This is a genomic window from Actinomadura rudentiformis, from assembly GCF_008923185.1.
In the GTDB taxonomy this organism is placed as follows: Bacteria; Actinomycetota; Actinomycetes; order Streptosporangiales; family Streptosporangiaceae; genus Spirillospora; species Spirillospora rudentiformis.
In genome coordinates, this window is record NZ_WBMT01000019.1 from 24,213 (window position 1) to 47,423 (window position 23,211).

At 71.0% G+C, this 23,211-nt stretch carries 23 protein-coding genes; 5 read left to right on the plus strand and 18 right to left on the minus strand.

Annotated elements, in window-relative coordinates:
• Positions 1–64: 64 nt before the first annotated feature.
• From F8566_RS34475 to uraD, 7 genes are all read right to left on the minus strand, one after another.
• Entirely contained in the window at positions 65–2,362 is a 2,298-nt protein-coding gene (locus F8566_RS34475) for a xanthine dehydrogenase family protein molybdopterin-binding subunit (protein ID WP_225993796.1), read from the minus strand.
• Between the two features lie 80 nt (positions 2,363–2,442).
• Entirely contained in the window at positions 2,443–3,801 is a 1,359-nt protein-coding gene (locus F8566_RS34480) for an 8-oxoguanine deaminase (protein ID WP_225993764.1), read from the minus strand.
• Positions 3,798–4,292, minus strand: coding sequence for a (2Fe-2S)-binding protein (locus F8566_RS34485; RefSeq protein WP_151566065.1), 495 nt, complete (start codon positions 4,290–4,292; stop codon positions 3,798–3,800). Before F8566_RS34485 ends, F8566_RS34480 begins: the two co-directional genes overlap by 4 nt.
• Positions 4,292–5,224, minus strand: coding sequence for an FAD binding domain-containing protein (locus tag F8566_RS34490; protein ID WP_151566066.1), 933 nt, complete (start codon positions 5,222–5,224; stop codon positions 4,292–4,294). The genes F8566_RS34485 and F8566_RS34490 overlap by 1 nt, the downstream gene beginning before the upstream one ends.
• 31 nt (positions 5,225–5,255) lie before the next feature.
• The gene (pucL, locus tag F8566_RS34495) at positions 5,256–6,176 is read right to left on the minus strand and encodes a factor-independent urate hydroxylase (protein ID WP_151566067.1); all 921 of its coding nucleotides are present in this window, start codon (positions 6,174–6,176) and stop codon (positions 5,256–5,258) included.
• Positions 6,177–6,181: 5 nt separating this feature from the next.
• A complete protein-coding gene (gene uraH, locus F8566_RS34500) occupies positions 6,182–6,496 on the minus strand; it encodes a hydroxyisourate hydrolase (RefSeq protein ID WP_151566068.1) in 315 nt (104 codons plus the stop codon).
• On the minus strand, positions 6,493–7,068 hold the full coding sequence (gene uraD / locus F8566_RS34505; RefSeq protein WP_225993765.1) for a 2-oxo-4-hydroxy-4-carboxy-5-ureidoimidazoline decarboxylase: 576 nt from the start codon (positions 7,066–7,068) through the stop codon (positions 6,493–6,495). Before uraD ends, uraH begins: the two co-directional genes overlap by 4 nt.
• Positions 7,069–7,314: 246 nt before the next feature.
• On the opposite strand from uraD, the gene F8566_RS34510 reads away from it, so the two are divergent.
• Positions 7,315–8,883 (plus strand): PucR family transcriptional regulator, encoded by a 1,569-nt coding sequence (locus F8566_RS34510; RefSeq protein WP_151566070.1) that lies wholly within the window; start codon positions 7,315–7,317, stop codon positions 8,881–8,883.
• A gap of 5 nt (positions 8,884–8,888) precedes the next feature.
• Here the strand turns inward: F8566_RS34510 and F8566_RS34515 are convergent, their stop codons facing one another.
• Entirely contained in the window at positions 8,889–9,296 is a 408-nt protein-coding gene (locus F8566_RS34515; protein WP_151566071.1) for a RidA family protein, read from the minus strand.
• 36 nt (positions 9,297–9,332) lie between these two features.
• Here F8566_RS34515 and F8566_RS34520 point away from each other — a divergent pair, with 36 nt between their 5' ends.
• Positions 9,333–9,950 (plus strand): TetR/AcrR family transcriptional regulator, encoded by a 618-nt coding sequence (locus F8566_RS34520; RefSeq protein WP_151566072.1) that lies wholly within the window; start codon positions 9,333–9,335, stop codon positions 9,948–9,950.
• Positions 9,947–10,711, plus strand: coding sequence for a PP2C family protein-serine/threonine phosphatase (locus F8566_RS34525; protein WP_225993766.1), 765 nt, complete (start codon positions 9,947–9,949; stop codon positions 10,709–10,711). Before F8566_RS34520 ends, F8566_RS34525 begins: the two co-directional genes overlap by 4 nt.
• Positions 10,712–10,716: 5 nt before the next feature.
• Here the strand turns inward: F8566_RS34525 and F8566_RS34530 are convergent, their stop codons facing one another.
• Positions 10,717–11,202: a YfbM family protein gene (locus F8566_RS34530; RefSeq protein WP_151566073.1), complete on the minus strand. Its 486-nt coding sequence runs from the start codon at positions 11,200–11,202 to the stop codon at positions 10,717–10,719.
• Between the two features lie 43 nt (positions 11,203–11,245).
• Positions 11,246–11,782 carry an NIPSNAP family protein gene (locus F8566_RS34535; protein ID WP_225993767.1) on the minus strand — a complete coding sequence of 179 codons (537 nt, stop codon included), beginning with the start codon at positions 11,780–11,782 and terminating at the stop codon, positions 11,246–11,248.
• A gap of 85 nt (positions 11,783–11,867) precedes the next feature.
• Here F8566_RS34535 and F8566_RS34540 point away from each other — a divergent pair, with 85 nt between their 5' ends.
• A complete protein-coding gene (locus F8566_RS34540; protein ID WP_449693129.1) occupies positions 11,868–12,812 on the plus strand; it encodes a helix-turn-helix domain-containing protein in 945 nt (314 codons plus the stop codon).
• A 21-nt stretch (positions 12,813–12,833) separates the two neighbouring features.
• Here F8566_RS34540 and F8566_RS34545 read toward each other — a convergent pair whose 3' ends face one another.
• The 7 genes from F8566_RS34545 to F8566_RS34575 form a co-directional block, all read right to left on the minus strand.
• Positions 12,834–13,430, minus strand: coding sequence for a hypothetical protein (locus F8566_RS34545; RefSeq protein WP_151566075.1), 597 nt, complete (start codon positions 13,428–13,430; stop codon positions 12,834–12,836).
• 177 nt (positions 13,431–13,607) lie between these two features.
• Positions 13,608–15,068 (minus strand): MFS transporter, encoded by a 1,461-nt coding sequence (locus F8566_RS34550; protein WP_151566076.1) that lies wholly within the window; start codon positions 15,066–15,068, stop codon positions 13,608–13,610.
• Positions 15,069–15,210: 142 nt separating this feature from the next.
• Complete coding sequence (locus F8566_RS34555; protein WP_151566077.1) at positions 15,211–16,185, minus strand: NAD-dependent epimerase/dehydratase family protein; 975 nt, start codon at positions 16,183–16,185, stop codon at positions 15,211–15,213.
• Entirely contained in the window at positions 16,182–17,702 is a 1,521-nt protein-coding gene (locus tag F8566_RS34560; RefSeq protein ID WP_151566078.1) for a class I adenylate-forming enzyme family protein, read from the minus strand. The genes F8566_RS34555 and F8566_RS34560 overlap by 4 nt, the downstream gene beginning before the upstream one ends.
• On the minus strand, positions 17,699–18,853 hold the full coding sequence (locus tag F8566_RS34565; RefSeq protein WP_151566079.1) for a cytochrome P450: 1,155 nt from the start codon (positions 18,851–18,853) through the stop codon (positions 17,699–17,701). Before F8566_RS34565 ends, F8566_RS34560 begins: the two co-directional genes overlap by 4 nt.
• A 14-nt stretch (positions 18,854–18,867) precedes the next feature.
• A complete protein-coding gene (locus F8566_RS34570) occupies positions 18,868–19,620 on the minus strand; it encodes a glycosyltransferase family 2 protein (RefSeq protein WP_151566080.1) in 753 nt (250 codons plus the stop codon).
• A 37-nt stretch (positions 19,621–19,657) separates the two neighbouring features.
• Positions 19,658–20,665 carry a 3-oxoacyl-ACP synthase III family protein gene (locus F8566_RS34575; RefSeq protein ID WP_151566081.1) on the minus strand — a complete coding sequence of 336 codons (1,008 nt, stop codon included), beginning with the start codon at positions 20,663–20,665 and terminating at the stop codon, positions 19,658–19,660.
• A 218-nt stretch (positions 20,666–20,883) separates the two neighbouring features.
• Between F8566_RS34575 and F8566_RS34580 the strand changes: the two genes are divergently transcribed.
• The gene (locus F8566_RS34580; RefSeq protein ID WP_151566082.1) at positions 20,884–22,110 is read left to right on the plus strand and encodes a cytochrome P450; all 1,227 of its coding nucleotides are present in this window, start codon (positions 20,884–20,886) and stop codon (positions 22,108–22,110) included.
• On the opposite strand, the gene F8566_RS34585 is transcribed toward F8566_RS34580, so the two are convergent.
• A complete protein-coding gene (locus F8566_RS34585) occupies positions 22,107–23,180 on the minus strand; it encodes an SCO2583/SCO2584 N-terminal domain-containing protein (protein ID WP_151566083.1) in 1,074 nt (357 codons plus the stop codon). The two genes, F8566_RS34580 and F8566_RS34585, sit on opposite strands and share 4 nt — an antisense overlap.
• Positions 23,181–23,211: the final 31 nt, after the last annotated feature.

Consider the following 23,211-nt stretch of genomic DNA (forward strand, 5'->3'; position numbering starts at 1 on the left):
TCACGGCACGGGGCTGCCCCTGTTGATCAACTGCTGAACCGGAGCCTCGGCTGCTGTGCGTCCGTCAGCCGCGGATGATGTGCTCCGGTCGAACCGGCACTCGGGTCAGTGCTCTGCCGGTGGCGTCGCGGATGGCCGCAACGATCGCCGGGGTGGAGGAGAGCGTGGGTGGCTCTCCGGCTCCCCGCAGCCCGTATGGGGCCTTGGGGTCGGGATTCTCGAGGATGTCCAGCCGCATCGGCGGCATGTCGAGGATGGTCGGGATGAGGTAGTCGGTGAAGGACGGGTTGCGGACCAGGCCGCCGGAGACGACGATCTCCTCCATCACCGCCAGGCCGAGGCCCTGGGCGGAGCCACCGTGGATCTGCCCCTCCAGGGACAGCAGGTTGAGGATCTTGCCGACGTCCTGCACTGCGGCCATCTCGACCACCTTGACCAGGCCGAGGTCCACGTCCACGTCCACCACCGCGCGGTGCACGCACAGCGCGAGCTGGGTGTGGCTGTCACCCTGGCCGGTCACCGGATCCATGCGGCTGGTCGGATGGTGGTGGAACTCGCGGGTCTCCTCGATCACGTCGTCGCCGAGGATCTCCTCGATGGAGGCGATGACGCCCTCCGTCCGCGACATGATCTTGCCGCCGACCACGTTCAGTTCGCCCTGCGTGATTCCCGGGAAGGCCCTGCCGAGCTTGCGTTCCGCCATCGCCAGCAGCTCGGCGCGGACCGCCTCGCAGGCGGTCTTGACCGCGCCGCCGGTCATGTACGACTGGCGCGAGGCGCTGGACGAGCCGGCGTCGCCGACCTGGTTGTCAGCCGGATGGATGGTGACCCGCTGGACGCCCAGCTCGGTCCGGGCGATCTGCGCCTGCAGCGTGACCAGGCCCTGGCCGACCTCGGCCGCCGCCGTGTGGACGAGTGCGGTGGGCTCGCCGCCGATGACCTCCAGGCGCACGCGGGCCGTGGAGTAGTCGTCGAAGGCTTCGGAGAAGCAGATGTTCTTGATGCCGACGCCGTAGCCGACGCCGCGCACGACGCCTTCGCCGTGCGTGGTCTGGGACACGCCACCGGGCAGGGCACGGATGTCGATCTCGCCGTCGGGCCCGGCGCCGAGCGGGGCGGGCATCGGCATCGCCTCGAGCCGCTCCAGCATCTCCGCCAGCGGCGCGGGCGAGTCGATGATCTGGCCCGTCGCGAGCTTCGAACCCTGGCTGACGGCGTTGATCTGCCGGACCCGGACGGGGCTGATCCCGCAGGCCTCGGCCAGCTTGTCCATCATCGACTCGTACGCGAAGCACGCCTGGACCGCGCCGAAGCCGCGCATCGCGCCGCACGGCGGGTTGTTGGTGTAGACGCCCCACGCGTCGATCTTGATGTTGGGGATCTCGTACGGACCGACGCCGAGGGAGGCGGCGTTGCCGGTGACGTTGAGCGTGGCCGAGGTGTACGCGCCGCCGTCGAGGATGATCTCGACGTCGGCGTACAGCAGCCTGCCCTCGGCCGTCGCGCCGAACTCGTACCGCATCTCCGCCGGGTGGCGGTGCACGTGGCCGAAGAACGACTCGTACCGGTTGTAGGACATCTTGACCGGCTTGCCGGTGTAGAGCGCGAGCATGCCCGCGTGGATCTGCATCGACAGGTCCTCGCGGCCGCCGAACGCGCCGCCGACGCCGGCCAGCGTCATCCGGATCTGGTCCTCGGCCAGCCCCAGGCAGGGCGCGATCTGCTTGAGGTCGTTGTGCATCCACTGGGTCGACACGTACAGGTCGAGCCCGCCGTCCTCAGCGGGCACGGCCAGGCCGGACTCCGGGCCGAGGAACGCCTGGTCCTGGATGCCGACGCTGTAGTCGCTCGACACCACCACGGCCGCCTCGGCCTTGGCCCGGTCCACGTCGCCGACCCGTACGGGCTGGTGGCGAGCGATGCCGCCGCGCTCCTGCACCCTGTACCGGTCCGGCTCGGCGATCACGGCCCGGGCGTCGGTGATCGGCTCCAGCACTTCCCACTCGACGGCGATCTTCTCCATCGCGCGGCGGGCGATCTCGGGATGGTCGGCGGCGACGAGCGCGATCGGCTCGCCCTGGTGGCGGACCTCGCCGATGGCCAGCACGGGCTGGTCCTCGGTGTGGTCGAGCCCGTACAGCTTGCGGCCCGGCACGTCCTCGTGCGTGAGGACGGCGTGGACGCCGGCCATCGCCAGCGCGGGACCGAGATCGATCGAGAGGATCTTGGCGCGGGGATGCGGGCTGCGCAGCGTCGCGCCCCACAACATCCCGTCGATCCACAGGTCCGACGCGTACGCGAACTCGCCGGAGACCTTGAGCGTGCCGTCGGGCCGCAGCGGGCTGTCGCCCACCCCGCCCATGCCTGGCGCCGCCACGTGGCCGGGTGATCTCACAGGGCCGTTCGGTTTCACTGGGCCGGGCGACTTCACAGGGGATGTCATCAGAGAACCTCCTCCGCGAGCTTCATGAGACGGCGGTGGGCGTCGGCACCACGGCGGGCGACCTCGTCCTGCGGGACACTGACCAGCACGTCGTCGCGGACGACGGTCCGCCCGTTCACGATCAGCCGGTCCAGCGGCGGGGTCTGCCCGTAGGCGAACGCCGTCACCGGATCGTCGATCGCCGCGTAGAAGCCGTCCACCCGCCACAGTGCGATGTCGGCGAGCTTGCCGGGCTCCAGCGAGCCGATCTCGGCGTCCCGGCCCAGCACCCTCGCGCCGCCGATGGTGCCGATGGCGAGGGCCTGGCGCGCGGTGAGCGCGGTCGGGCCGTACCGGGCACGCTGCATGTACATGGCCTGCCTGACCTCGCCGGCCAGCGGCACCATCTCGGCGGACGCGGCGCCGTCGACGCCGAGCCCGACCGGGACGCCGGCCGCGAGCATGTCGGCGACCCGGGCGATGCCGGCCCCGAGGCGGGCGTTGGAGCTGGGGCAGTGCGCCGCTCCCGTGCCGGTCGCGGCCATCTTCTTGATGTCGGCGTCCTGGAGGTGGACCGCGTGGGCGTACCAGACGTCGTCGCCCAGCCACCCCACGGTCTCCATGTAGTCGACCGGGGACATGCCGAACTGCGCGACGCAGTGCTCCTCCTCGTCGAGCGTCTCGCACAGGTGGGTGTGCAGGCGCACGCCCTTGGCCCGCGCCAGCTCGGCCGACTGGACCAGCAGTTCCCTGCTGACGGAGAACGGCGAGCACGGCGCCACCGCGATCCGCAGCATCGAGCCGAACGAGTCGTCGTGGTAGCGGTCGATCGCGGCCTCGGTCTCGGCCAGGATCGTCGCCAGGTCCTCGACCACCTCGTCCGGCGGCAGCCCGCCGTCGGACTGGCCACGGTCCATGGACCCGCGACACGGGTGGAAGCGCACGCCCAGCTCGGCGGCCGCCTCGATCTCGGCGGCGAACAGGTCGCCCCGCCCGCTGGGGAAGACGTAGTGGTGATCGGTCGAGGTGGTGGTGCCCGACTTGAGCAGCCAGCCGAGCCCGGCGCTCGCGGCGCCGCGGACGACCTCGGCGTCCATCTTCGACCACGGCTTGTAGAGGGCCACCAGCCACTCGAAGAGCGTGTTGTCCTTGGCCAGGCCCTGGCTCGCCCACTGGTAGAGGTGGTGGTGCGTGTTGACCAGGCCGGGTGTCGCCATGCAGCCGCGCGCGTCGATCCGTTCGACGGCGCCTTCGGTATCGGGGGCCGGGCCGGGGCCGACGGCCGTGATCGTGTTGCCGTCGATCACGATGTGGCCGGCGGGGTGCTCCTCGCCGGTCACCGTGACGACGTACGCGTTCTCAATGATCGTCTTACTCACCGGGCGGCCGCCTCTGCCTTGCGCGACGCCGCGAGCCGCACGGCGTCGAGGATCTTCTCGTAGCCCGTGCAGCGGCACAGGTTGCCGGCGAGCGCCTCGCGGATCTCGGCGTCGCTGGGGTCAGGGACCCGCTCGATCAGGTCGTGCGACTGGACGATGAGGCCCGGCGTGCAGAATCCGCACTGGACCGCGCCCGCCTCGACGAACGCCTCCTGCACCGGGTCGAGCTGCTCGTCGACGCCGCTGGACCCCTTGGCCAGCCCCTCGACGGTGACGACCTCGCGGCCCTCGACCTGACCGGCCGCGACCAGGCACGAACAGGCCGGAACGCCGTCGAGATAGACCGTGCAGGAGCCGCATTCGCCCTGCTCACAGGCGTTCTTGGAACCCGGGAGGCCCATCCGCTCCCGCAGCATGTAAAGCAGGCTCTCGCCTTCCCACACGTCGTCCACGGTCTCCTTGGCACCGTTCACGGTGAGGTTGACGCGCATCAGGAGGCCTCCCTTCCTGCGATCTTGTTGGCCCGGTAGTCGTTCCAGGCCCAGGTCAGCGTCCGCCGAGCCATGACGGACAGGGCGTGCTTGCGGTAGTCGGCGGTGCCTCGCACGTCGTCGATCGGCGACGCCGCCTCCTTGACGAGCTCGCCGAAGCGCTGCGCGGCCGAGACGCTGAACGGCGTACGGCCGTCCCAGTCCAGCTCGTTCGACAGGAACTCCTCGGCGGCGGTGGCTCGGCGCGGGGTCGGCGCGGCCGAGCCGACCCCGGTGCCCACGCGGCGCTCCTCCGGATGGAGGGCGATCGCGAACGAGCAGACCGCGATGACCATCGCGTTCCGGGTGCCGATCTTGGAGAAGTACTGGGCGCCGGTCGCGGGAGCCGTCCAGAACGCGCGGATCAGCTCGTCCGGCTCCAGGGCGTTGCGCTTGACGCCGAGGTAGAACTCGGTCGCCGGGATCATGCGGACGCCGCGCGCGGCGGACTCGACCTCGATGACCGCGTTCCCCGCCAGCAGCGGCGGGTGGCTGTCCCCGGCGGGCGAGGCGGCGCCGAGGTTGCCGCCGACCGAGCCGCGGTTGCGGATCTGCGGCGAGCCGACCGTGCGGGACGCCTGGGCCAGGCCCGGCAGTGCGTCGCCCAGCTCGTTGATCAGCCGGGTGTACGGGACGGACGCGCCGATCCGGAGCCACCCACTCTTTACCGGGGGGTGCGGGGGGTCGTCCCCCCTCGAAAGAACAGGGGCTTCGGCGGTGTCGTAGGTCGCCAGCTCCTTGATCGGGTTGAGATCCAGGAGCGCCGGCGGGCGGTGGAGGTCAAAGTTGATCTCCACCATGACGTCCGTACCGCCCGCGATGGGCAGGGCGTCCGGCTGCTCAGCCTTGGCGGCCAGGGCGTCCGCCCAGGTCGTAGGGCGCAAGAAGTCCATGTCTCTACAATCCCCCAATCCCCAGAATCACTCAGTTCCAGGCGTACCCGGCGTCGGGTGCGTCGTCGGTGAGCACGGAACCCTCGATCAGGCCGTACGGGCGGTCCGCGGCGAAGAAGACCTCGTTGTCGTTGTCCATGCCGAAGGGCTCCAGGTCCACGAGGAAGTGGTGCTTGTTGGGCATGGCCATGCGCACCTCGCAGATCTCCTTGCGGGCGTTCAGCACCCGGCGGCCCATCTCGTAGAGGGTCTGCTGGAGGGAGAGACTGTGGGTATCGGCGAACGCGTCGAGCAGCGCCTGGCGGGCCTCGGTGTAGGAACGTCCAAACGAGCCGGTGCCGGAACGTCCGGACGAGGAGTCGTCGCCGCGATGCCGCCACTGGGCGGAGACCTCGGTGGCGAGGATCCGGTCGCTGGTCGGCTTGAGGGTCGTGTACTCGTCCTCGATGTAGCCGTGGAATTCACTGCCCGTTGAGTTGAGCACGACCAGGTCCTTCAGGCCGGAGACGACGGAGGTGCCCCCGTCCTGGTCGTAGTGCACGACGCAGGTGCGGACCTCACGGCCGCTGCGCACGAAGGAGTGCTGCTCGTCGCGCAGGCCGAGATCCGGCCCCTCCGCCACCGGGATGCGGTCCCAGAAGTACTCCTCGATCTCCACGCGGGCGTGGTGGATCGCGGGCTGGGAGTCCACGAAGTGGCGGGCGAGAAGGAGCGCGAAGTCCTCGATCTCGTCGACGCCGTACTTCTTGGCGAAGGCGTACGCGGTGTTCTTCTGCGTGTCGGTCGGCAGCACGTTGGCGTTGTCGCCGGTCAGATGGACCGCCTCCATGTCGCCCGACAGCGCGGAGCTGACATTGATGTCCTTGATGTGGTGCGTACCGCCCTCGCGGACGACACGGACGACGCGGGTCTCCGCCTTGCCGTAGCGGTTGGGCCCGAGAACGATGGCCATCTGGTCTAGCTCCCTCGGTAGGTCGAGTAGGCGAACGGGCTGAGCAGCAGCGGCACATGGTGGTGCCGCGCCGGGTCGGTGATCGTGAAGGTCACTGTGATCTCGGGGAAGAAGTCGGAGAGCCCCGCGGTGTCGAACGTCAGCCGGTAGGTCCCGGCGCCCGGCGCCCGGCCCCAGTCCTTGATCCGCCCGTCGGCGTCGGTGCGGCGTTCGGCGACCGGCGTCCAGGCGCCGGCCGCGTCCCGCTCCTCCAGCCGTACGGCCAGGTCGGGCGCGGGCCTCCCCTGCGCCGCGTCGAGCACGTGGGTCGAGAGGCTCATACGGCGTCCCCCGTGGTCTCGGCGAGCCCGGCGTCGTCTTTGGCGGGGCGGGGCTCGTTCAGGAGCTTGGTGAGCCGCAGCTCGACGATCTTGGCCAGCTCGTCGCGCACCACGGCCCGCTCGGTGTCCTCGTCGTTCCCGAGCCGGGCCTGGAGCCGTCCGAGCATCTCGGCGGCGCTGCGGCCGGTCGCGCAGATGAGGAAGACATGATCGAAGCGCGCCTCGTACGCCCGGTTGCCCTCGATCATCGCGGCGCGCAGCTCGGCGGCCGCGGCGTCCATGCCCGACTGCTCGCCGCGCGACCAGGCGGACTCTCGGTCCTGCCCGGCCACCCGTTCACCGATCCGCGGATGGGCCTCCAGCGCCTCCAGGACGTCCTGCCAGTCCAGGCCCGCCAGTTCCCTGGCCGCGGCCGCCAGCAGCGCGGCCGGGTCGCCGAAGGGCCGCCCGCCTGCGACCGCCGCCGCCCAGCGGCGCGAGGCGCAGCAGGTGAGCAGCTCGGACTCGGCGTCCGCCACCGGCAGCACGTTGAACCGTTCCAGGTTCTGGCGCGCTCCTGTCGTCACCGGCACTTTCCGCCTCCTCATAGGTGGGTTGTCCTGAAGTACACACAGCCGACCCGGGGAAGGTGAAGAGACAGGAAGTCCGAAGTGTGACCGCGCTCACCGGAAACTTTTCGTGCGTTGCTCCAAGCGAGGCGCCGGATGCCCGCGGGCCGGGGGGCCCTGGCGAAGATCATGCCGAGGACCTCGCTGAACAATGGGTTAACCTCACCCGGCGGTGGCGCCGGTTCCGGAGGGCGACGAAGGGGGGCGATCATGAGGCTGCGGACCTTGCTCGACATGCCGGACCTGCGGCTGGCGGTCGTCACGGGGGAAGACCAGCTCGACCGGGTGATCCGGTGGGTGGTCACCACCGACATGCTCGACCCGAGCCGCTATCTGAGCGGCCGCGAGCTGGTGCTCAGCGGGCTCGTCTGGCGGTCCGGCCCGGCGGACTCGGAGATCTTCGTCCAGTCGCTGGCCAAGGCGGGGGTCTCCGCGCTGGCCGCCTGGGACGCCGACGCGGGAACGATCCCCGACGACCTCATCGAGGCCTGCCGCAAGCACCGGCTGCCGCTCTTCCGCGTTCCGGAGGACGTCGCTTTCGCCACGGTCACCGAGGAGGTGGTCCGGCACCTGTCCACCGCCCGCGCCGCCGACCTGACCGCCGTGCTGGACCGGCACCGCCGTCTCGTCGCGGGCGCCACCGAGGGCGCCGGGCTCGGGTCCGTCCTCGAACTCGTCGGCCGTGACCTGGGCATGCACTGCTGGGTGGTGACTCCCACCGGCCGCGTCGTGGCGGGCTCGCACCCGCTCCCCGACGACATCGACCCGGCCGGGGTGGCCCGTGTCTTCCTGACCGCGCCCCGGCTGCCGCACCGGCTCCGCACCCCCGACCTGTCGATCTTCCCGGTGGCCGCCGACACCACCTCCCGCGTGGCCGACTGGTTCATCGTGTGCGAGGGCGACTGGGAGGAATGGCCCCCCGAGCGCCGCGCCCTGACCGGCGAGCTGGCCGCGATCGTGGCGCTCGAACGTGTCCGTTCCGACGACCGGCTCAGCGTCGAGGGACGCCTGGCTCAGGAGCTCGTCCGCCTGATCGTCGCGGCGGCGGGAACGGACGAGATCCTGCCCCGCCTCGAACTCAGCGGCCTGGACGTCCTGTCGTCCTTCGTGGCCGTCGCCGCCACCGCCCGCGGCAACCTGCGCCCGGGCGAGCTCCGGACCCTGCTGGGCGAGATCCTCCCCGGCCCCCGCACCGCACCGCCGGAGGGGGGACCCTCCGGAGCGGCTCCGCCGCGGCCGGTGGTCGGCCTCCTGGACGAGGAGGTGATCGCCCTGCTCCCCGTTCCGGCCGAGCACGACGTCGCGGGCGGCATCCACCGCGTCCTCCAGACCCTCGCGCCCGGCCTCACCGACAGCGGGCTGGCCGTCGGAGTGAGCGACGTGGTGGCCGCCGGCGAGCTCCGCGGCGCCGTCGAAGAGGCCCGCTACGCCCGCCGGCTCGCCGCGGGCCGCACCGACCCGGTCTGCGTCGTCGGCCATGACGAGCTGGCGACCCACGTCCTGCTCCTGGCGAGCGTCCCTGACGACGTACGGCACATGTTCCGGGTCCGCCTCCTCGACCCCCTCCGCACCTACGACGAGGAGCACAAGGCCGACCTCATCCGCACCCTGGAGACGTTCCTCCAGAACTCCGGATCATGGACGCGGTGCGCCGAGCAGCTCCACCTCCACGTCAACTCCGTGCGCTACCGCATCCAGCGCATCGAGGAGCTGACCGGCCGCAATCTCTCCCGCCTGGAGGACCGGGTGGACTTCTTCCTGGCCCTCCGCCTCGGCTGACGAACCTAGTCGAGCACGGCGGTGGCCTCGACCTCGACAAGAAGATCAGGCTCACCGAGTGCCGCGACGCCCAGCAAAGTGATCGGCTTGACCGGGTCGATCCCCAACTTCTCAGCCGCCCGGCCGACCCCCTCTCCGAGCTGCGGCATCTTGTCGGGCGTCCAGTCCACGACATAGACGGTCAGCTTCGCCACGTCATCGAAGGACCCGCCGACCTCGGCCAGCGCGGTCGCGATATTGACGTACGCCTGCTCGACCTGGGCGGCGAGATCCCCCTCACCCACCCGCCGTCCCTCAGCGTCGCGGGCCACCTGGCCCGCGAGGAAGACCAGCTTCGTCCCGCTGGCAACCGACATCTGACGGTAGACATCGGGCTTGGGAAGCCCATCCGGATTGATCAGTTTCACGGTCATGACTCAAAACATAGCAACGCTATGTATTGTGGCGCCATGGTGAGGACGAAAGATCCGGCGATCCGTTCCCTGCTGATCGACCGTGCCGCGCACATGCTCAGCACCCGCCAGCCGATCACCCTCCGTTCCCTCGTCGCCGGTACGGGCGTCTCCACCATGGCCGTGTACACCTACTTCGGCGGCATGGACGGCCTGTGGAAGGCGATGCGCCAAGAGGGATTCACCCGCCTGGCCGCCCAGTTGGACACGGTCTCCCCGACGCCAGATCCAATCCATGACCTGGCCGCCCTCGGCGCCGCCTACCTCTCCAACGCCCTGGCCAGCCCCGACCTCTACCGGATCATGTTCGACGCCGGTTTCGAACTGGAGGACGCCGCAGCCGCCGACGCGACCCTGCACCACCTCGTCCGCACGGTCGAACGAGCCAAGACCACCGGCCGCCTCCGCCCGGACGTCGCCCCCCTCGAACTGGCCACTCAAAGCTGGACCATCGGCCACGGCCTGGCCTCACTGGTGGTCACAGGCCCCCTCCCCCACGAGGCCCTGGCCCACGGCACCCCACTCCTCACCGCCCTCTTCACCAGCGCAGGCGACGACCCGGACCAGTGCCGCCGCTCGGTAGAACGCGGCTGGCGCCCTACGATCCCGTCATGACCCCCTGCGCAGCGTGCGGCGGAACCGTCGCGCCGGACGGGCACTGCTGGGACTGCGGCGAAACACAACCGGCCTTCCGCGCGCACATGGAGCACACCCTCGGCCCAGGCGCCGGTGTCAGCGATCGCGGCCATCGCCGCCAGATCAACGCCGACGCCCTCACCCTGGCCACCAGCGCGGCATGGACGATCGGAGTCGTCTGCGACGGCGTCTCCATGTCCCCTCGCGCCGAACGAGCCGCCCAGGTCGCAGCCGAAACCGGAGCGGCGGCCCTCGACGCGCAACTGAGATCAGGAGCCCTGCCCGAAGTCGCACACGAAGTGGCCGCCATCCGCGCAGGCCGAGCGGTCACCGCCTTGGCCACCTCAGTGAACGCCGCTCCGGCGTGCACATACGTCGCGGGCCTCGTCGGCCCTGACGGCATCTGGGTCGGCTGGGTCGGAGACAGCCGCGCGTACTGGCTACCGGACGAAGGACCCGGTATGGCGCTGACCGAGGACGACATCGGCGAACACGAGGCGCTAGCGGCCTGGCTGGGAGCCGACGCCGGCGAGACAGCGCCGCAAGGCCGCAGCTACCGCCCGCAAAGCCCAGGCTCCCTGCTCCTGTGCACCGACGGACTGTGGCGCTACCTGAGCGACGCCAGCTCATTGCAGGCCCGACTCAAGGGCGACCCCCTGGAAGACGCGCAGAACTTGGTCGCGTACGCCCTCGACGCCGGCGGCCACGACAACGTGACCGCCCTGCTCATCAGACGGTAGCGGGGTCAGGTCGCCGTGAAGATGACCGGACGTCCGGCTTTGGCCGCCCGCTCGTAGAACGCCCGCACGTCCACGAAATTTCCCCACACGTACTCGAAGCCCTCGTCGTCGTGCGCCCCGCCGTAGTCGACATCGTCCATGGCGTTGAACCGCTGTCGCAGCCACGCCTCATCCACCCGGCTCAGCGCCTCGGCCACGTCGCGTACCTCCGCTGCGGTGAGGTAGACGACGTAGTACTCCTCGTGCAGATGCCGGCCGCCGAGGACGGCGTACGACAATGGATACTCGCCGCCGTCGGGGTCGAGAGTCCCGTCGCTGAGGCAGCGGTGCATCGCATCCCACGCCTTGTCGGTGGACACCGAGAGAAGGTCGTCGTCCCAGTTCTCTTCGATGTCTTCGAGGATTTCTCCGATCCCCGCGCCGTCCTCATCGTCCGCCGCGAGCAGGAGTCGCTCCTGGTCGGCGGTGATGGCGAAGTGCACTCCAAGCATGCCCCGGAATGCTACGCGCAGGGGCTGATGAGTCGCGGCGCACTCAGCTGATCCGGGAACGGGCGGTCGGGGCCAGGCGGAGGAGGCCGGGAGCGGGCTGCGGGTCGGGGTCGCGGCGCAGGACCACGGTGATCGGGTCGGTGCGGACGGGGAGGCGCGGGAAGTCGTTCTCGACGTTCAGGGGTGTCAGGACGGCCAGCGCTGTGTTGTCGGTCACCCGGCCGGTTGTCAGCTCGGCGGTCACACAGTGGCTTGGCGTGTTGGGGACTGACCAATGTGACGGGTGGAGCAGGCGGGCGTTGGACGAGTCGACCATGGTGGCATTGGCCTTCGGGCCGTGCTCCGCCCAGACGGGGCCGCCGTAGAACGCCGTCAGGGCCTTCTTGCGGGTGGGCATGTCGCGGAAGCCGCGCAGCCAGACGAAGCGGTCGGGGTCGTCGAGGTCCCGGAAGGTGCCGAGGATGGTCATGCCCACGGCTTCCTGGGGCTCGACGAGCTCTCGTTCGAACAGCTCGATGAGCTCGTCCCGGCGGCCGGGGTGGAGGGTGTACTGGCGCAACTCGATCACGGTGAGGTCCACGGGCTGAGGGTCTCGCGGGCGACGGAGCCTGCACGAGTGGCAAGATTGCCCATCTTCGTGGAAAAATTGCCACGTGGGCATCTCCGTGGCGCTGGTCGTCAGCGACAACGTGCCCGACTTCGAGGTCGGCATCGCCTGCGAGGTGTTCGGGACCTACCGCGACGACCTCGCCGATCCCTGGTACGACTTCCGCCTGTGCGTGACCGACGTCGGCAGGACGCGCACCCAGAACGGGATGCGGCCCGACACGCCGTACGACCTGGCAGCGCTCGCGGGCGCGGACACAGTCGTGGTCCCCGCGCTGCCGAACGGTTATCCGCTGACGGGTCCTGGACCCGATCCGCGCCTGGTCGAGGCGCTCCGCGTCGCCCGGGCGGACGGCGCGCGGATCGTCTCGTTGTGCACGGGCGCGTTCGCTCTGGCGGAGGCCGGGGTGCTGGACGGGCATGCGGCCACCACGCACTGGATGTACACGGATGTGCTGGCCGAACGGTTTCCCCAGGTCCGGGTGGAGCCCAGCGTGCTGTACGTGGACGAGGGCGACATCCTCACCAGTGCCGGACGCAGCGCCGCCATCGATCTGTGCCTGCATGTCGTACGGACGGACTTCGGCTCACGGGCGGCGAACGAGCTGGCGCGGCGGATGGTCACGCCGCCGCACCGGTCGGGCGGCCAGGCGCAGTTCGTGGCGGAGCCGATGCCGGCGCGGGCGGACGGCCTTGCCGAGCTTCTCGACTGGGCGGCGGAACGGCTCGACCACCGGCTCACCATCGACGACCTGGCCCGGCAGGCGGGCGTGAGCACGCGTTCGCTGATCCGGCGCTTCCACGCGACGACGGGGATGTCTCCGATGCGCTGGCTGCAAGGCCGGCGCCTCACGCTGGCGCGGGAGCTGCTCGAGACGACGGACCTGCCGGTCGAGGAGGTCGGGCGCCGCTCCGGCATGGGTGACGCGGCCAACCTGCGGCATCACTTCATCCGTGCCGTCGGCGTCACCCCGACCGCCTACCGGCGGACGTTCCGCAGGTGAGCCCAGGTGGGCGCGCACGGATCAGAAGATCCGGACATCGGTGGGGTGCAACGACCCGCACACCCGGCCGTCGTCCAGGATGACCCAGGCGTTCGTGACGAGTCCCGAGTACGTGCCATGCCGGGCGATGGCGTGACGGCCGGAGAACTCCTTCTTGGCCCCTCCGCCGAGGCCGTTCGCCCAGCCGACGCTGCCGGGGCCGTCGATGCGCCATTCCCAGTGGTATGCGGCCACCGGCCCGACGGCGTTGTAACCGGTGCGGAAGGTGAAGGACCGCGCGTGCGTCCCGCTCGGGGCCGTGAATGTGAACCACGAGGAGCCGCAACGGCCCCTGACCTCGTAGGGAACAGGGTCCTTGCCCTTCTTCACGATCATCTTCTTGCCGTTGCGGGTGACCAGCTTGTAGCCGCTCTGCCTCCCGCGCGCCTGGTCGTAGCGGGTGACCCGGAGGCCGGTCTGCAAGGTCGCCTTCGGGTTGTGGACGGTCACCAGCGGGGTCGCCTTCGCCCCGGCCAGCGTCGTCGACGCTCTGTCGGGCCCGGCCAGGGCCAGGCCGCCCACCGCGACGGCGGCCCCGAGGGAGGCCGTCGCCAGGGCGAGGTAGTCGGGTCTGAACATGGTGTTCTCCCTGCGTGCTCGAACGAATCGATGCAGCGCTGCACACCAGACGTTAGGGAATCCCGGGGACCCACCGGATAGGGCCGATGGGCCCACTCGCGGGCCCCAACGCCGAAGGGCCCGCCTCCCGGAGGAGACGGGCCCGGACGGAGGCCGGATCACCGGACGGAGGCCGGATCAGTGGTCCAGGCGTGCCTGCTTGGGCAGGAAGAACCCGATCACGATGGCGAGCAGGGCCAGCCCGGCGGCGATCAGCGTGACCTGCTCGGCTCCGGCCAGCGCGTTGGCCGCGGGGTCGCCGGGGACGGTGAACCGGTTGAAGAAGACCGTCCCGAGGACCGCGACGCCCAGGGCGGCGGCGAGCTGCTGGATGGACTCCAGCGCGCCGGAGGCGGAGCCCACCTCGTGGTCGGCGATGTCGCCCATGATGATCCCGAACAGCGGGACGAAGATCATGCCCATCCCGATCCCGAAGACCAGCAGAGGCGCAGCCAGGTGCCAGCCGCCGAGCTCGACGCCGGCCGTCCGGAAGACCAGGTAGACGCCGACCATGCCCGCGGTCATCACGACGAGCCCGACGTGCAGGATCTTGCGGCCCAGGGACGCCGCCAGCATGCCGCCGCCGGCCGAGCCGATGAACGCGCCCACCGCCATGGTGGCCATCGCGACGCTGGCGCCGATCGGGCTGTAGTGCAGGCCGAGCTGGAGCAGGAAGCCGAGCGCCAGGGAGAAGCCGATGATCGCGATGAAGAAGGCGATGACGAACACGACGCCGGAGGTGTACGAGCGGTAGGCGAACACGCCGAGCTGGACGAGCGGGGTCTTGCCCGCCGCGCCGCGGCGCAGCTGCTGGACCACGAACCCGGCGAGAACGACGACCGAACCAGCGAGAACGGCCCAGATCCAGGCCGGCCAACCCTGCTCGCGACCCTGCACCAGCGGGTAGACCAGCAGCCCCATCCCCACGGCGCCGATCAGTGCCCCGGCCACGTCCAGCCCGCCGGACCGGTCACCGCGGGAGGAGGGCAGCGCCTTGAGACCGGCGACGATGGCGAACGCGCCGAGCGGGAGGTTGATCGCGAAGATCATGCGCCAGTCGGTGCCGAACAGGTCTGCCTTGATCAGCAGACCGGCCACGATCGGGCCGAGGATGCTCGCCAGCCCGATCGCCGGGCCCATCACGCCCCACGCCTTGGCCTGGTCCGGGCCGGGGAACAGGTCCCGGATCAGCCCGAAGCTCTGCGGGATCATGACCGCGCCGAACAGCCCCTGGGCGACCCGCGCGACGATCAGCGTCTCGGGTGAGAACGCCAGCGCGCACAGCACGGACGCCGCCACGAACCCGGTCGCCCCGATGATGAGCATCCGCTTGCGGCCGAACATGTCCCCCAGCCGCCCGCCGGTCAGCAGCCCCGCCGCCAGCGCCAGCGTGTAGCTCGCCGCGATCCACTGGAGCGCCGCGTACGACCCGCCGATGTCGGCCTGGATCACCGGCAGCGCCACGTTCACGATGCTGGCGTCCAGCAGGTTCAGCAGCGTCGCGGTCAGGATCGCGAACAGCCCGAGCCAGCGCCGGGGAACGGGTCGTGCCTCGGCCGTCGCGGCGGTCGTCGCCGGGGCCTCAAGTGTGACGGTCATCGCGCTTCTCCCTCTCCGTCATGGGGAACGGATCGCTTCGTTCTGCTTCCACTGTAGCAGAACGGAACGCTTCATTCCACAAATCGGCGCAGAGATTTCCCGAGCTTCTCCTCACTCTCCAAAGACGGCCTGAGCTGGCCGGTTACCAGTCGGCGGCGCCGGCGAAGGACGTCGGCTTGGGGTCGTAGCCGAGGGCGTCGCGGGCGGCGGTGATGTCGAGAGTGCGCTCGACCGCAAGGTGACTGACCGCGTAGCGGGTGAGGCGCGGGGGGTTGGGGCGGCGGGCCAGGAGGAAGGCTCCCTCGACGGCCGTGGCGATCGGGCGGACGGCGCGGGCGGGCAGGAAGATCGGGCGGGCGTGGACGCCGCGTTCGGCGAGGATCTCGTGGAGCGCGTCCCGGAGGGTGACCGGCTCGGCGTCGGTCACGTTGTAGACGCCGGTGCCGGTCGGGCCGCAGGCCGCGAGGAGGCAGGCCTCGACGAGGTTGCCGATCGAGGTGAGGCTGACCAGGTTCCCGCCGCGGCCTGTGGCGGGCAGGACCGGGCCGCGTACGGAGGACAGGACACGGGGCAGGAGCGTGGTGTCGCCGGGACCGTAGACGGCGTGCGGGCGCAGGATGATCGCCTCGCGGCGCGGACGGGCGCGCCGCCAGGGGGCGGGGCCATGACCACGCATGACGGAGAGAACGGCGCGTTCCGCCGCCATCTTGGAGGCGCCGTACGCGTTGAGATAACGGAAGACCGGGGCCTCGTCCTCAGTGGCCATCACGGTCGGGCGGTACGGGTCGTACACGCTGGCCGTGCTCACGTGCACGAATCGGGCGCCGGGGAAGGTCCGGAGGGCGTTGCGGGTGCCGCCGAGGTTGGTGGCGAAGAACGTGGCGGCCGGTCCCCAGTCGGTGACGGTCCCCGCGCAGTGGACGACCGCGTCGACCTCGGGCGCGGCCGCGAGCGGGCCGGAGGTGAGGTCCCACGAACGGTAGGTGGCGCCGCCCAGGTGGCCGGGGGCGACCTCGGGGCGGCGGCCGAAGGCCAGCGTCTCGATGCCGTGGTCCGCCAGCGCCCGGCACACCGCGCCTCCGACGAAGCCGGAGGCGCCCGTCACCGCGACCTTCATGCGTTCCCCCCTCGCGCCAGCTCCCGCAGCCGGCCCCGGTCGAGCTTGCGGCCTCGGCCGGACCGTGGCAAATCGGGCAGCACGATGATCCGGTCCGGCAGCGCGTCGTGGTCGATCACGTCCGGGAGCCGCCGGTGGAGGCGTTCGGCCAGGTCAGCGGGGGCGTCCGGGGCACCGACCACCGCCAGGACGACCTCCTCGTCGCCGGTCTCCGGATCGGGCAGGCCGACGATGGCCGCCTCGGTCACCCCGTCCAGCGCCGCGATGGCGGGCTCGTACAACCCCGGATAGAGGTTGAACTTGCCACGGATCAGCATGTCCTTCTTGCGCCCGACGAGCACGAGGCGGCCCTGCTCGTCGAGGCGGGCCAGGTCCCCGGTGGGCAGCTCCTTCAGCGGCTCGTCGCCCAGGTAGCCGCTGCAGAGGTTGGGCCCCGACAGAAGCAGCTCTCCGTCCTGGGCGATCGAGATCCCGACCCCGGGCAGCGGTCGCCCGAGGAGATCCCCGTCGGCGCCTGTCCCGGTATGGGTGAACTTCTCCCTCGCCGACGCGATCGCCACCGGCAGGATCTCGGTCATCGCGTACACCGAAAGGACCTCCGCACCGGGCGCCGCCGCGAGCGCGCGGCGCAGCACCCCGGCGGGCGCGGGGGCCGCCCCCAGGAGCAGGTACCGCAGCGACTCGGGGAGCTCGGGTTCCTCGTCCAGCACCTCCGCCAGGTGGACGGGGACGCAGAAGGTGTGCGTGGCGCCGCGTTCACGGAGCTGGCGGGCGAAGTCCGCGGGCGAGCAGAAGAGCGGCGGCATCGACCACCTCGCGCCCGAGATCAGCGTCGGCAGCCCGAGCATGAGCTGGTCGGTGTGGACAACGGCGCCCGGGCCGAGGGGCAGCCGTTCCTGGAAGAGGTCGAGCGCGGCGGCCAGCGACGACTGCGTGTGGACGACGGCGCGCGGGTTCGCGGTCGTGCCCGAGGTGAAGATCACCGCCGCCGGTGCGTCCGGGTCCCCGTACGCCTCGGCCTCCGGCGGCTCTCCCTGGACGAGTGCGCCGAACGACAGGGCACCGCGCGGCACACCGGGCAGCCATCGGCCCACGTAGAGGTGCCGCATCGGTAGGTCAGCCAGCTTCGGCAGCAGCAATCCCCGCCTCTTCGCGTACGCCCGGACGACGCGGAGCCTGCTCGCCGCGTACAGCAGGGATTCCGCCGCCGACCAGCGGGGACGCGCCAGCCGCAGCCGCGCCTCGAACATCTCCGAGCCCGCACCCGGATCGGCGAAGACCACCACGCCGCCCGCCGCGACGACACCGAGCGCCAGCACGAGCGACTCGGGTGACGGCCGCACCGAGAACAACATCCCGTCGCCCGGCTCCAGCCCGTTCGCCAGCAGCCCGTGCCGGACGGCGAGCACCTGCCGCCGCAGCTCGCCGTACGTGAGCTCGGCGCCGTCCCCCGCGACCAGCGCCACCGCGCCGGGTGTCCGCGCCGCCTGGTCCAGCAGCCGTCGAACGAGCGTCACGCCGCCTCCCCGGAACGGATCACGAGCCGCCGGTACGTCGGGATGAGCACGCCCCGCGCCGCCTCCCGCCGAGCGATCTGCAGCGGCGCCGCGGCCAGGAGCGTCCGGGCCACCGCCCGCGTCTCGGCCATGGCCAGCGGATAGCCGAGGCAGAAATGCGGCCCGGCGCCGAACCACAGCCGCCGCAGCTCGGGAGGATGCGGGCGGTCGAGGTCGAACGGTCCGTACGCGCGGCAGCAGTTGTGCGTGGCGATCAGCACCCGGTCCCCGGGTCTCACCGCCACACCGCCGATCCGGGCCTGCCCGTGCACGCTCCGCAACATCACCGGCGTCGGCGTGGTCACGCGCATGGCCTCGTCGATCGCCGGATCGAGCAGCCCGGGGTCGGCGGCGACGCGTGCCAGCGAGCCCGAGTCGTGCAGGAGCGCGGTCAGGCGCGGCACGAGCGTGGCCACGGTCTCGGTGCCGGTGAGAAAGAACGCGCCGGCGGCTCCGCGCGCCTCGTCCTCGGACAGGCCGAGCGTGCGCATCCGGCCCATCACCGTGCCCTCGTCTCCGGCCGCGAACGCTTTGGCGGCGATGTCCCCAAGCGGGTCGAGCACCGCCCGCGCCCGTTCGATCTGCGCGGGCGAGAAGCGCCGGGTCCGCAACGAGACCATGGAGACGATCTCTTCGCCCTGTTCGAAGAGATGCCGGTAGTCGTTCTCCGAACCCGCCTCCAGTCCGATGACCTCGCCGATGACCGTGCCCGCCATGACACGCATGGTGTCGACGAGATCGACCGCGTCGCCCCCCGCGAGCCGTTCGGTCAGGCGCTCGAGCGGTTCGGCGAGGATCCGGGCGCACAGGCCGTCGACGTACGACGGCGTGAACAGCTCGGCGAGGCGCCGCCGCAGCGCCCGATGGCCCTCGCCCTCCATGTTGAGCAGCACCGACGGCCCCAGGATCGGCGTCCACAGGTCGCCCGGCGAGCCCGGTCCGTCCTTGCGGAACGTCTCGCCGTCCATGAGGACGTCGCGGGCCAGCCGCGCGTCGTTAACCACGACTCCCAGCCGCGGCACCCGGACGACCGGGCCGCGCCGGGCAAGCGCGCGCAGCAGCGGGTAGGCGAACGGATGCGCGGTGAGGTAAAGCCTCCGCTCCCAGTTCATCGGATGGTCGCCCCTCACCGGATGTCCACGATGTCGGGCTTGTAGCGGTGGTCGGCGTACCAGCCCAGCGTCCCGACCAGCCCGTACGCGCGCAGCCGCCGCACCGACCCGTACACCGTCATGTCCTTGCGCAACCCGTACGCCGTCGTCAGCTTGCGCACGCGGTTGACCAGCGCGCGGTCCTCGTGCACGTCCTCAATCCTGGTACGCGGGAAGCCCCCGGCCCGCTCGTAGAGATCGCCGCTGATCGCGACGTTGCAGCCGGGCATCATCACGTACGGCCCAAGATAGAGCGGGTCCTGGTTGCCGGGCCGGAACCGCCCGAACGTCGCGGCCACCCCCACCACGGCGGGCAGCAGCCGCCGCTCCCACAGCTTCAGCTTGAACTCGTCCGTGCGGGGCCGCAGCGGCCCGCTGACCATCTCCAGCCCGTCGTCGAACGCGCGCTTCACCGCCTCGATCCAGCCATGGTCGGGCAGGCAGTCGGCGTCGGTGCGGGCGACGTGCGTCGCGCCGGCGGCGAGGGCGTGCCGGATGCCGGTGTCGGCCGCCGCGCCGGTCCCCTTCTGCGGCTCGTGGACGATCCGGAGGTCGAGCTTGGGATGCTCGTCGCCGAACGCCCGAACGACCTCCACCGTGCCGTCCGTGCTGGCGTTGTCCACGACGACGACGGTGAAGTCGGCGTCGGTCTGCTCGCTGAGACGCCGCAGCGTGGCGCCGATCGAGCGTTCCTCGTCGTACGCGGGGATGACCACCCAGAGATCCATGCCCACAGCTCCGTTCACAGCTCCGTCACTGGCCCGATCACAGCTCTGCGAACGTGACGCCGAGGCTGACGCCGCCCGCCAGCCCGACCAGCGCCACCCGGTCGCCCGGCCCGCACCGGCCCTCCTCCATCGCCGTGGCGAGTTGCAGCGGAAGCGTCACGGATGCGACGTTGCCGTGGTCGGGCAACGTCACGACGAGTTTCTCCACCGGGATGCCGAGGATGGTCCGGAGCACGTCCAGATAGGGCAGCGTCACCTGGTGCACGGCGACGATGGCGAAGTCGTCCCAGGTCAAGCCGGTCTTCTCCAGCGCCGTCACGAAGAGCTCCGGGCCGTTGGCGATGAACGCGTCCTTGAGGCGCCGCCCGTCCCCGCTGAAGTAGGAGAACTCGGGGTCGCGCGGATGCATCGACCCGCCTCCCGGAAGGGTGCCGACGTCCCAGGCCGTGGAGACCGCGGCGAAGTCGCGGTAGAAGATCCCTCCGTCCGGCGCGGCCTCGACCAGCATCGCGGCGCCGCCGTCCGACAGCGTGTAGCCCGCGAACGCGTCCACGAACTGCGCCCTGTCCCGTACGTTCCAGCGGATCGCCCGTGACGGCGTCTCCCCTCCGCAGACCAGCACCCGTTCGTGCTGGCCGGTGCGGATGAGGGCCTCGGCGATCTGCAGCGCGTTGAGGAAGCTGTTGCAGGCGTTCTTCACGTCGAAGACCGGGCAGGTCGCACCGAGCTTGGCCGCGACGATGTGGGCCGTGGCGGGCTCGATCAGGTCCTGCGAGGCAGAGCCGAAGATCAGCAGATCGAGGTCGTGCGGCGCCGCCCCCCGGTCGGCGAGCAGCTTGCGCGCGGCCTCGACCGCGAGATCGGACGCCTGCTGGTCGGCGCGCATCACGTGCCGGGTGCGGATCCCCGTCATCCGCTCGACGATCGTGGGCAGCGGCCGGAAGCCGTGGCCGGCGCTCTCCGCCGCGACGCGGGCCTCCACCTCGGCACTGGTGACGGTGCGTTCAGGCAGGTAGGCCGTGACGCCGGCGATACGGGCTCTCATGGGCTGATGTCCCCCGGGTGTGGAGATATGAGGTGTGAAGATAAGGCATTTGCGTGATGTCGGGATTCAGCCTCACCGACCACGCCCCCCGCCGACGAGGGAGACCCTACGGAACCCGAGGGGGCATTGCGGCTTATTTGAGGGTGAGTACCACCACTCATGCCAATTGAGTGATACCTCCCATTCAGCGCCCTCGCCGTGACCTGCACAATCGACCTGTGACCAGCAGGAAGATCAACAGTGGCAAGGCCGCCGCCCGGCATGAGGCGCGCCTGTTGTGGACCGGCAACCGGGGCCTCTACGCCCTCCTCAGCGCGGCCCGGCAGACGGGCCCGATCGCACGCGTGCCCCGGCTCGGCTGGGTGGTGACCGACCCCGTGCTGGCCCGCCGCGTGCTGAACGACCACGCGCACTTCGGCATGGCCGGAGAGGGCGGCGTCGGGCACCTGTGGACCCAGCTGTTCGGCCCCGAGATGGCGCAGTTCTTCGGCGGGGCACGGCACGCGGAGATGCGCACGCGCGCCCGCGATCTCTTCACCGAGGACAGCGCCCGCACCCTCGTCGAACGGTCGCAGGGCGCGCACTACCGGGCGATGGGCGCGCGGCTCGCCGCAGGCGAGACCGTCGACGTCGCCGACGCGACCCGCGTCCTGGCCGGGCGGCTGGTCGCCAACCTGCTCGGACTGCCGGGCGAGCACCACATAGGCGACAGCCGTACGGACGACTCGTACCGCCGGGTCTTCGCCGCCGGGGAACGCCTGGCAGGGCTGGCGATGGGCACGACCGCCTCCACCCACCTGCCGCCCGAGGTGATCGACGAGGCCCGGACGGTCGTCGGCGAGATCACGGTCGGCGTGGAGGAGGCGTACCGCACCGCGGGACCGGACACGATCATCGGCCGCTGCCGCGAGATGGACCTCGGGCTGCCGCTCACCCGCGGCCTGGCCACCCTGCTGGCCATCGCGGGCACCGAGACGGGCGCGTCCGGTACGTCCCGTACGGTCGCGCTGCTGCACGACACAGGCCAGCAGGAACTGCTCCTCGCCGACCCGGCGCTCATGGCGAACGCCGTCCGCGAGGGCCTCCGCGTCGCCACGCCGGCCCCGGTCATCGGACGCCACGTCAACCGGGACGTCGCTGTGGGCGGCCGCGACCTCCGTGCGGGCGACCGCATCCTCCTGCTCACCTACCTGGCAGACAACGGCGCAGGCCCGTTCGACATTCGGCGGGAGTACGTTCCGGAGACGCGGCAGTTGTGGTTCGGCGCGGGCCGCCATCTGTGCCTGGGCGCCGCTGTCGCACGCATGCAGGTGACCCGGATGCTGGAGACGTTGCTCGCCACTGGCAAGCCTTACCGCATCGTCTCGCGCCAGGCCGCCCGCCGCGTGCTCGTCCCCACGTACGCAAGCCTCAGCGTGAAAATCGATAGGGCCACGGCCGGCTAGACCGGCTGCACCCGCCCGCAGCCACGGTCATAGTCCGGTGCCCTGGACATGTCATACGGGTCGAGGGGTTCGCCGCTCGGCTGGACATCTTCCCCGCCCCGGTCTTCCGGGTAGGAGGGGTGGATGTAGCCGTCCTTGGTATCGCATTCGGCCGGGGCCGGACTGCGGCCTGACTCGTACTGCCAGAACATGACCTTCCCGTCCTCGCGGTAAAGGAAGATCTCGTGCGTCCGGCGGACGACCACGCGCATGAGGGTGTCCGGCTTGCCCGGCCTCTGGACCGCGTAGACGAAGTTGTGGTCCGACTTGACCAGCACACCCTTGTTGCCCTGCCGCGTGGCCTTGCTGGCCTTGACGGCGCCGTTCACCTTGATGACCGTGCCGACCTGCTCGGCGGTGCCGGGCGCGAACATGCTCATCCAGCTGCGCAGATTGCCGTCGCCCTTGCTCTTGAGACTGGTGCGGACGTCGTCGCGCTGGTCGGGTTGAAGGAGCCTCGTGAACGGGTCCGTCTCGTTCTTGAAGACGACCCGCGGTTCGAGGTTGGCGGCGGCGATCGTCTGCTTGACGAGACCGTACGCGGATGTGAGGTCGCTCGCCGACAGGCCGTTCATCGCCGTGGGAACCGGCATCTCGATGCCGGCCTCACCGTCGGCATAGCTCGCGGCGGGCGACCCGGCGAACGGATCGGCCGGGTTCAGGGAGGGCCCGGTGGAGATGCCCGGCGACCGTTCGAGCTCGCTGATCGAGATCTGCGGCGCGCTCCCGGAACCGTCGCCCTTCAGCGTCTGCTCCCAGACCGCCCCGCCGACCACGGCCACGAGCACCGCGCCGATCAGCACGTACGCGGCGGCCTTCGTCCGGCCGGTCGCGCGGTAGCCGCTCCCCGACGGCGACCCGCCGTAGAGGAGCTTCTCGGCCTTGCGCTCGGCTCGCCGCGTCCGCCGCCGTGAACGCTTCTGCTCCAGGCGGCCAGGGGCGCGCCCGCGTTCCTGGGCGGAGGGCTCGGTGAAGGCCGCCCCCTTGACGAAGTCCTCGTCGAACACCGGCTGGTCAGGATCGGGAGCCATGCCACATATGACGCGTGAGCCCCCCGAACGG

What these genes read in the sequence shown, in the direction of transcription:
- F8566_RS34510 (WP_151566070.1), top strand. Translation starts at nt 7,315, where the DNA reads ATGAGGCTGCGGACCTTGCTCGACATGCCGGACCTGCGGCTGGCGGTC.
- F8566_RS34525 (WP_225993766.1), top strand. Translation starts at nt 9,947, where the DNA reads ATGACCCCCTGCGCAGCGTGCGGCGGAACCGTCGCGCCGGACGGGCAC.
- pucL (WP_151566067.1), bottom strand. Translation starts at nt 6,176, where the DNA reads ATGGCCATCGTTCTCGGGCCCAACCGCTACGGCAAGGCGGAGACCCGC.
- F8566_RS34575 (WP_151566081.1), bottom strand. Translation starts at nt 20,665, where the DNA reads ATGAGAGCCCGTATCGCCGGCGTCACGGCCTACCTGCCTGAACGCACC.
- F8566_RS34475 (WP_225993796.1), bottom strand. Translation starts at nt 2,362, where the DNA reads ATGGGCGGGGTGGGCGACAGCCCGCTGCGGCCCGACGGCACGCTCAAG.
- F8566_RS34570 (WP_151566080.1), bottom strand. Translation starts at nt 19,620, where the DNA reads ATGGATCTCTGGGTGGTCATCCCCGCGTACGACGAGGAACGCTCGATC.
- F8566_RS34530 (WP_151566073.1), bottom strand. Translation starts at nt 11,202, where the DNA reads ATGCTTGGAGTGCACTTCGCCATCACCGCCGACCAGGAGCGACTCCTG.
- F8566_RS34490 (WP_151566066.1), bottom strand. Translation starts at nt 5,224, where the DNA reads ATGGACTTCTTGCGCCCTACGACCTGGGCGGACGCCCTGGCCGCCAAG.
- F8566_RS34515 (WP_151566071.1), bottom strand. Translation starts at nt 9,296, where the DNA reads ATGACCGTGAAACTGATCAATCCGGATGGGCTTCCCAAGCCCGATGTC.
- uraH (WP_151566068.1), bottom strand. Translation starts at nt 6,496, where the DNA reads ATGAGCCTCTCGACCCACGTGCTCGACGCGGCGCAGGGGAGGCCCGCG.
- F8566_RS34585 (WP_151566083.1), bottom strand. Translation starts at nt 23,180, where the DNA reads ATGGCTCCCGATCCTGACCAGCCGGTGTTCGACGAGGACTTCGTCAAG.
- F8566_RS34550 (WP_151566076.1), bottom strand. Translation starts at nt 15,068, where the DNA reads ATGACCGTCACACTTGAGGCCCCGGCGACGACCGCCGCGACGGCCGAG.
- F8566_RS34520 (WP_151566072.1), top strand. Translation starts at nt 9,333, where the DNA reads ATGGTGAGGACGAAAGATCCGGCGATCCGTTCCCTGCTGATCGACCGT.
- F8566_RS34545 (WP_151566075.1), bottom strand. Translation starts at nt 13,430, where the DNA reads ATGTTCAGACCCGACTACCTCGCCCTGGCGACGGCCTCCCTCGGGGCC.
- F8566_RS34555 (WP_151566077.1), bottom strand. Translation starts at nt 16,185, where the DNA reads ATGAAGGTCGCGGTGACGGGCGCCTCCGGCTTCGTCGGAGGCGCGGTG.
- F8566_RS34485 (WP_151566065.1), bottom strand. Translation starts at nt 4,292, where the DNA reads ATGCGCGTCAACCTCACCGTGAACGGTGCCAAGGAGACCGTGGACGAC.
- F8566_RS34565 (WP_151566079.1), bottom strand. Translation starts at nt 18,853, where the DNA reads ATGAACTGGGAGCGGAGGCTTTACCTCACCGCGCATCCGTTCGCCTAC.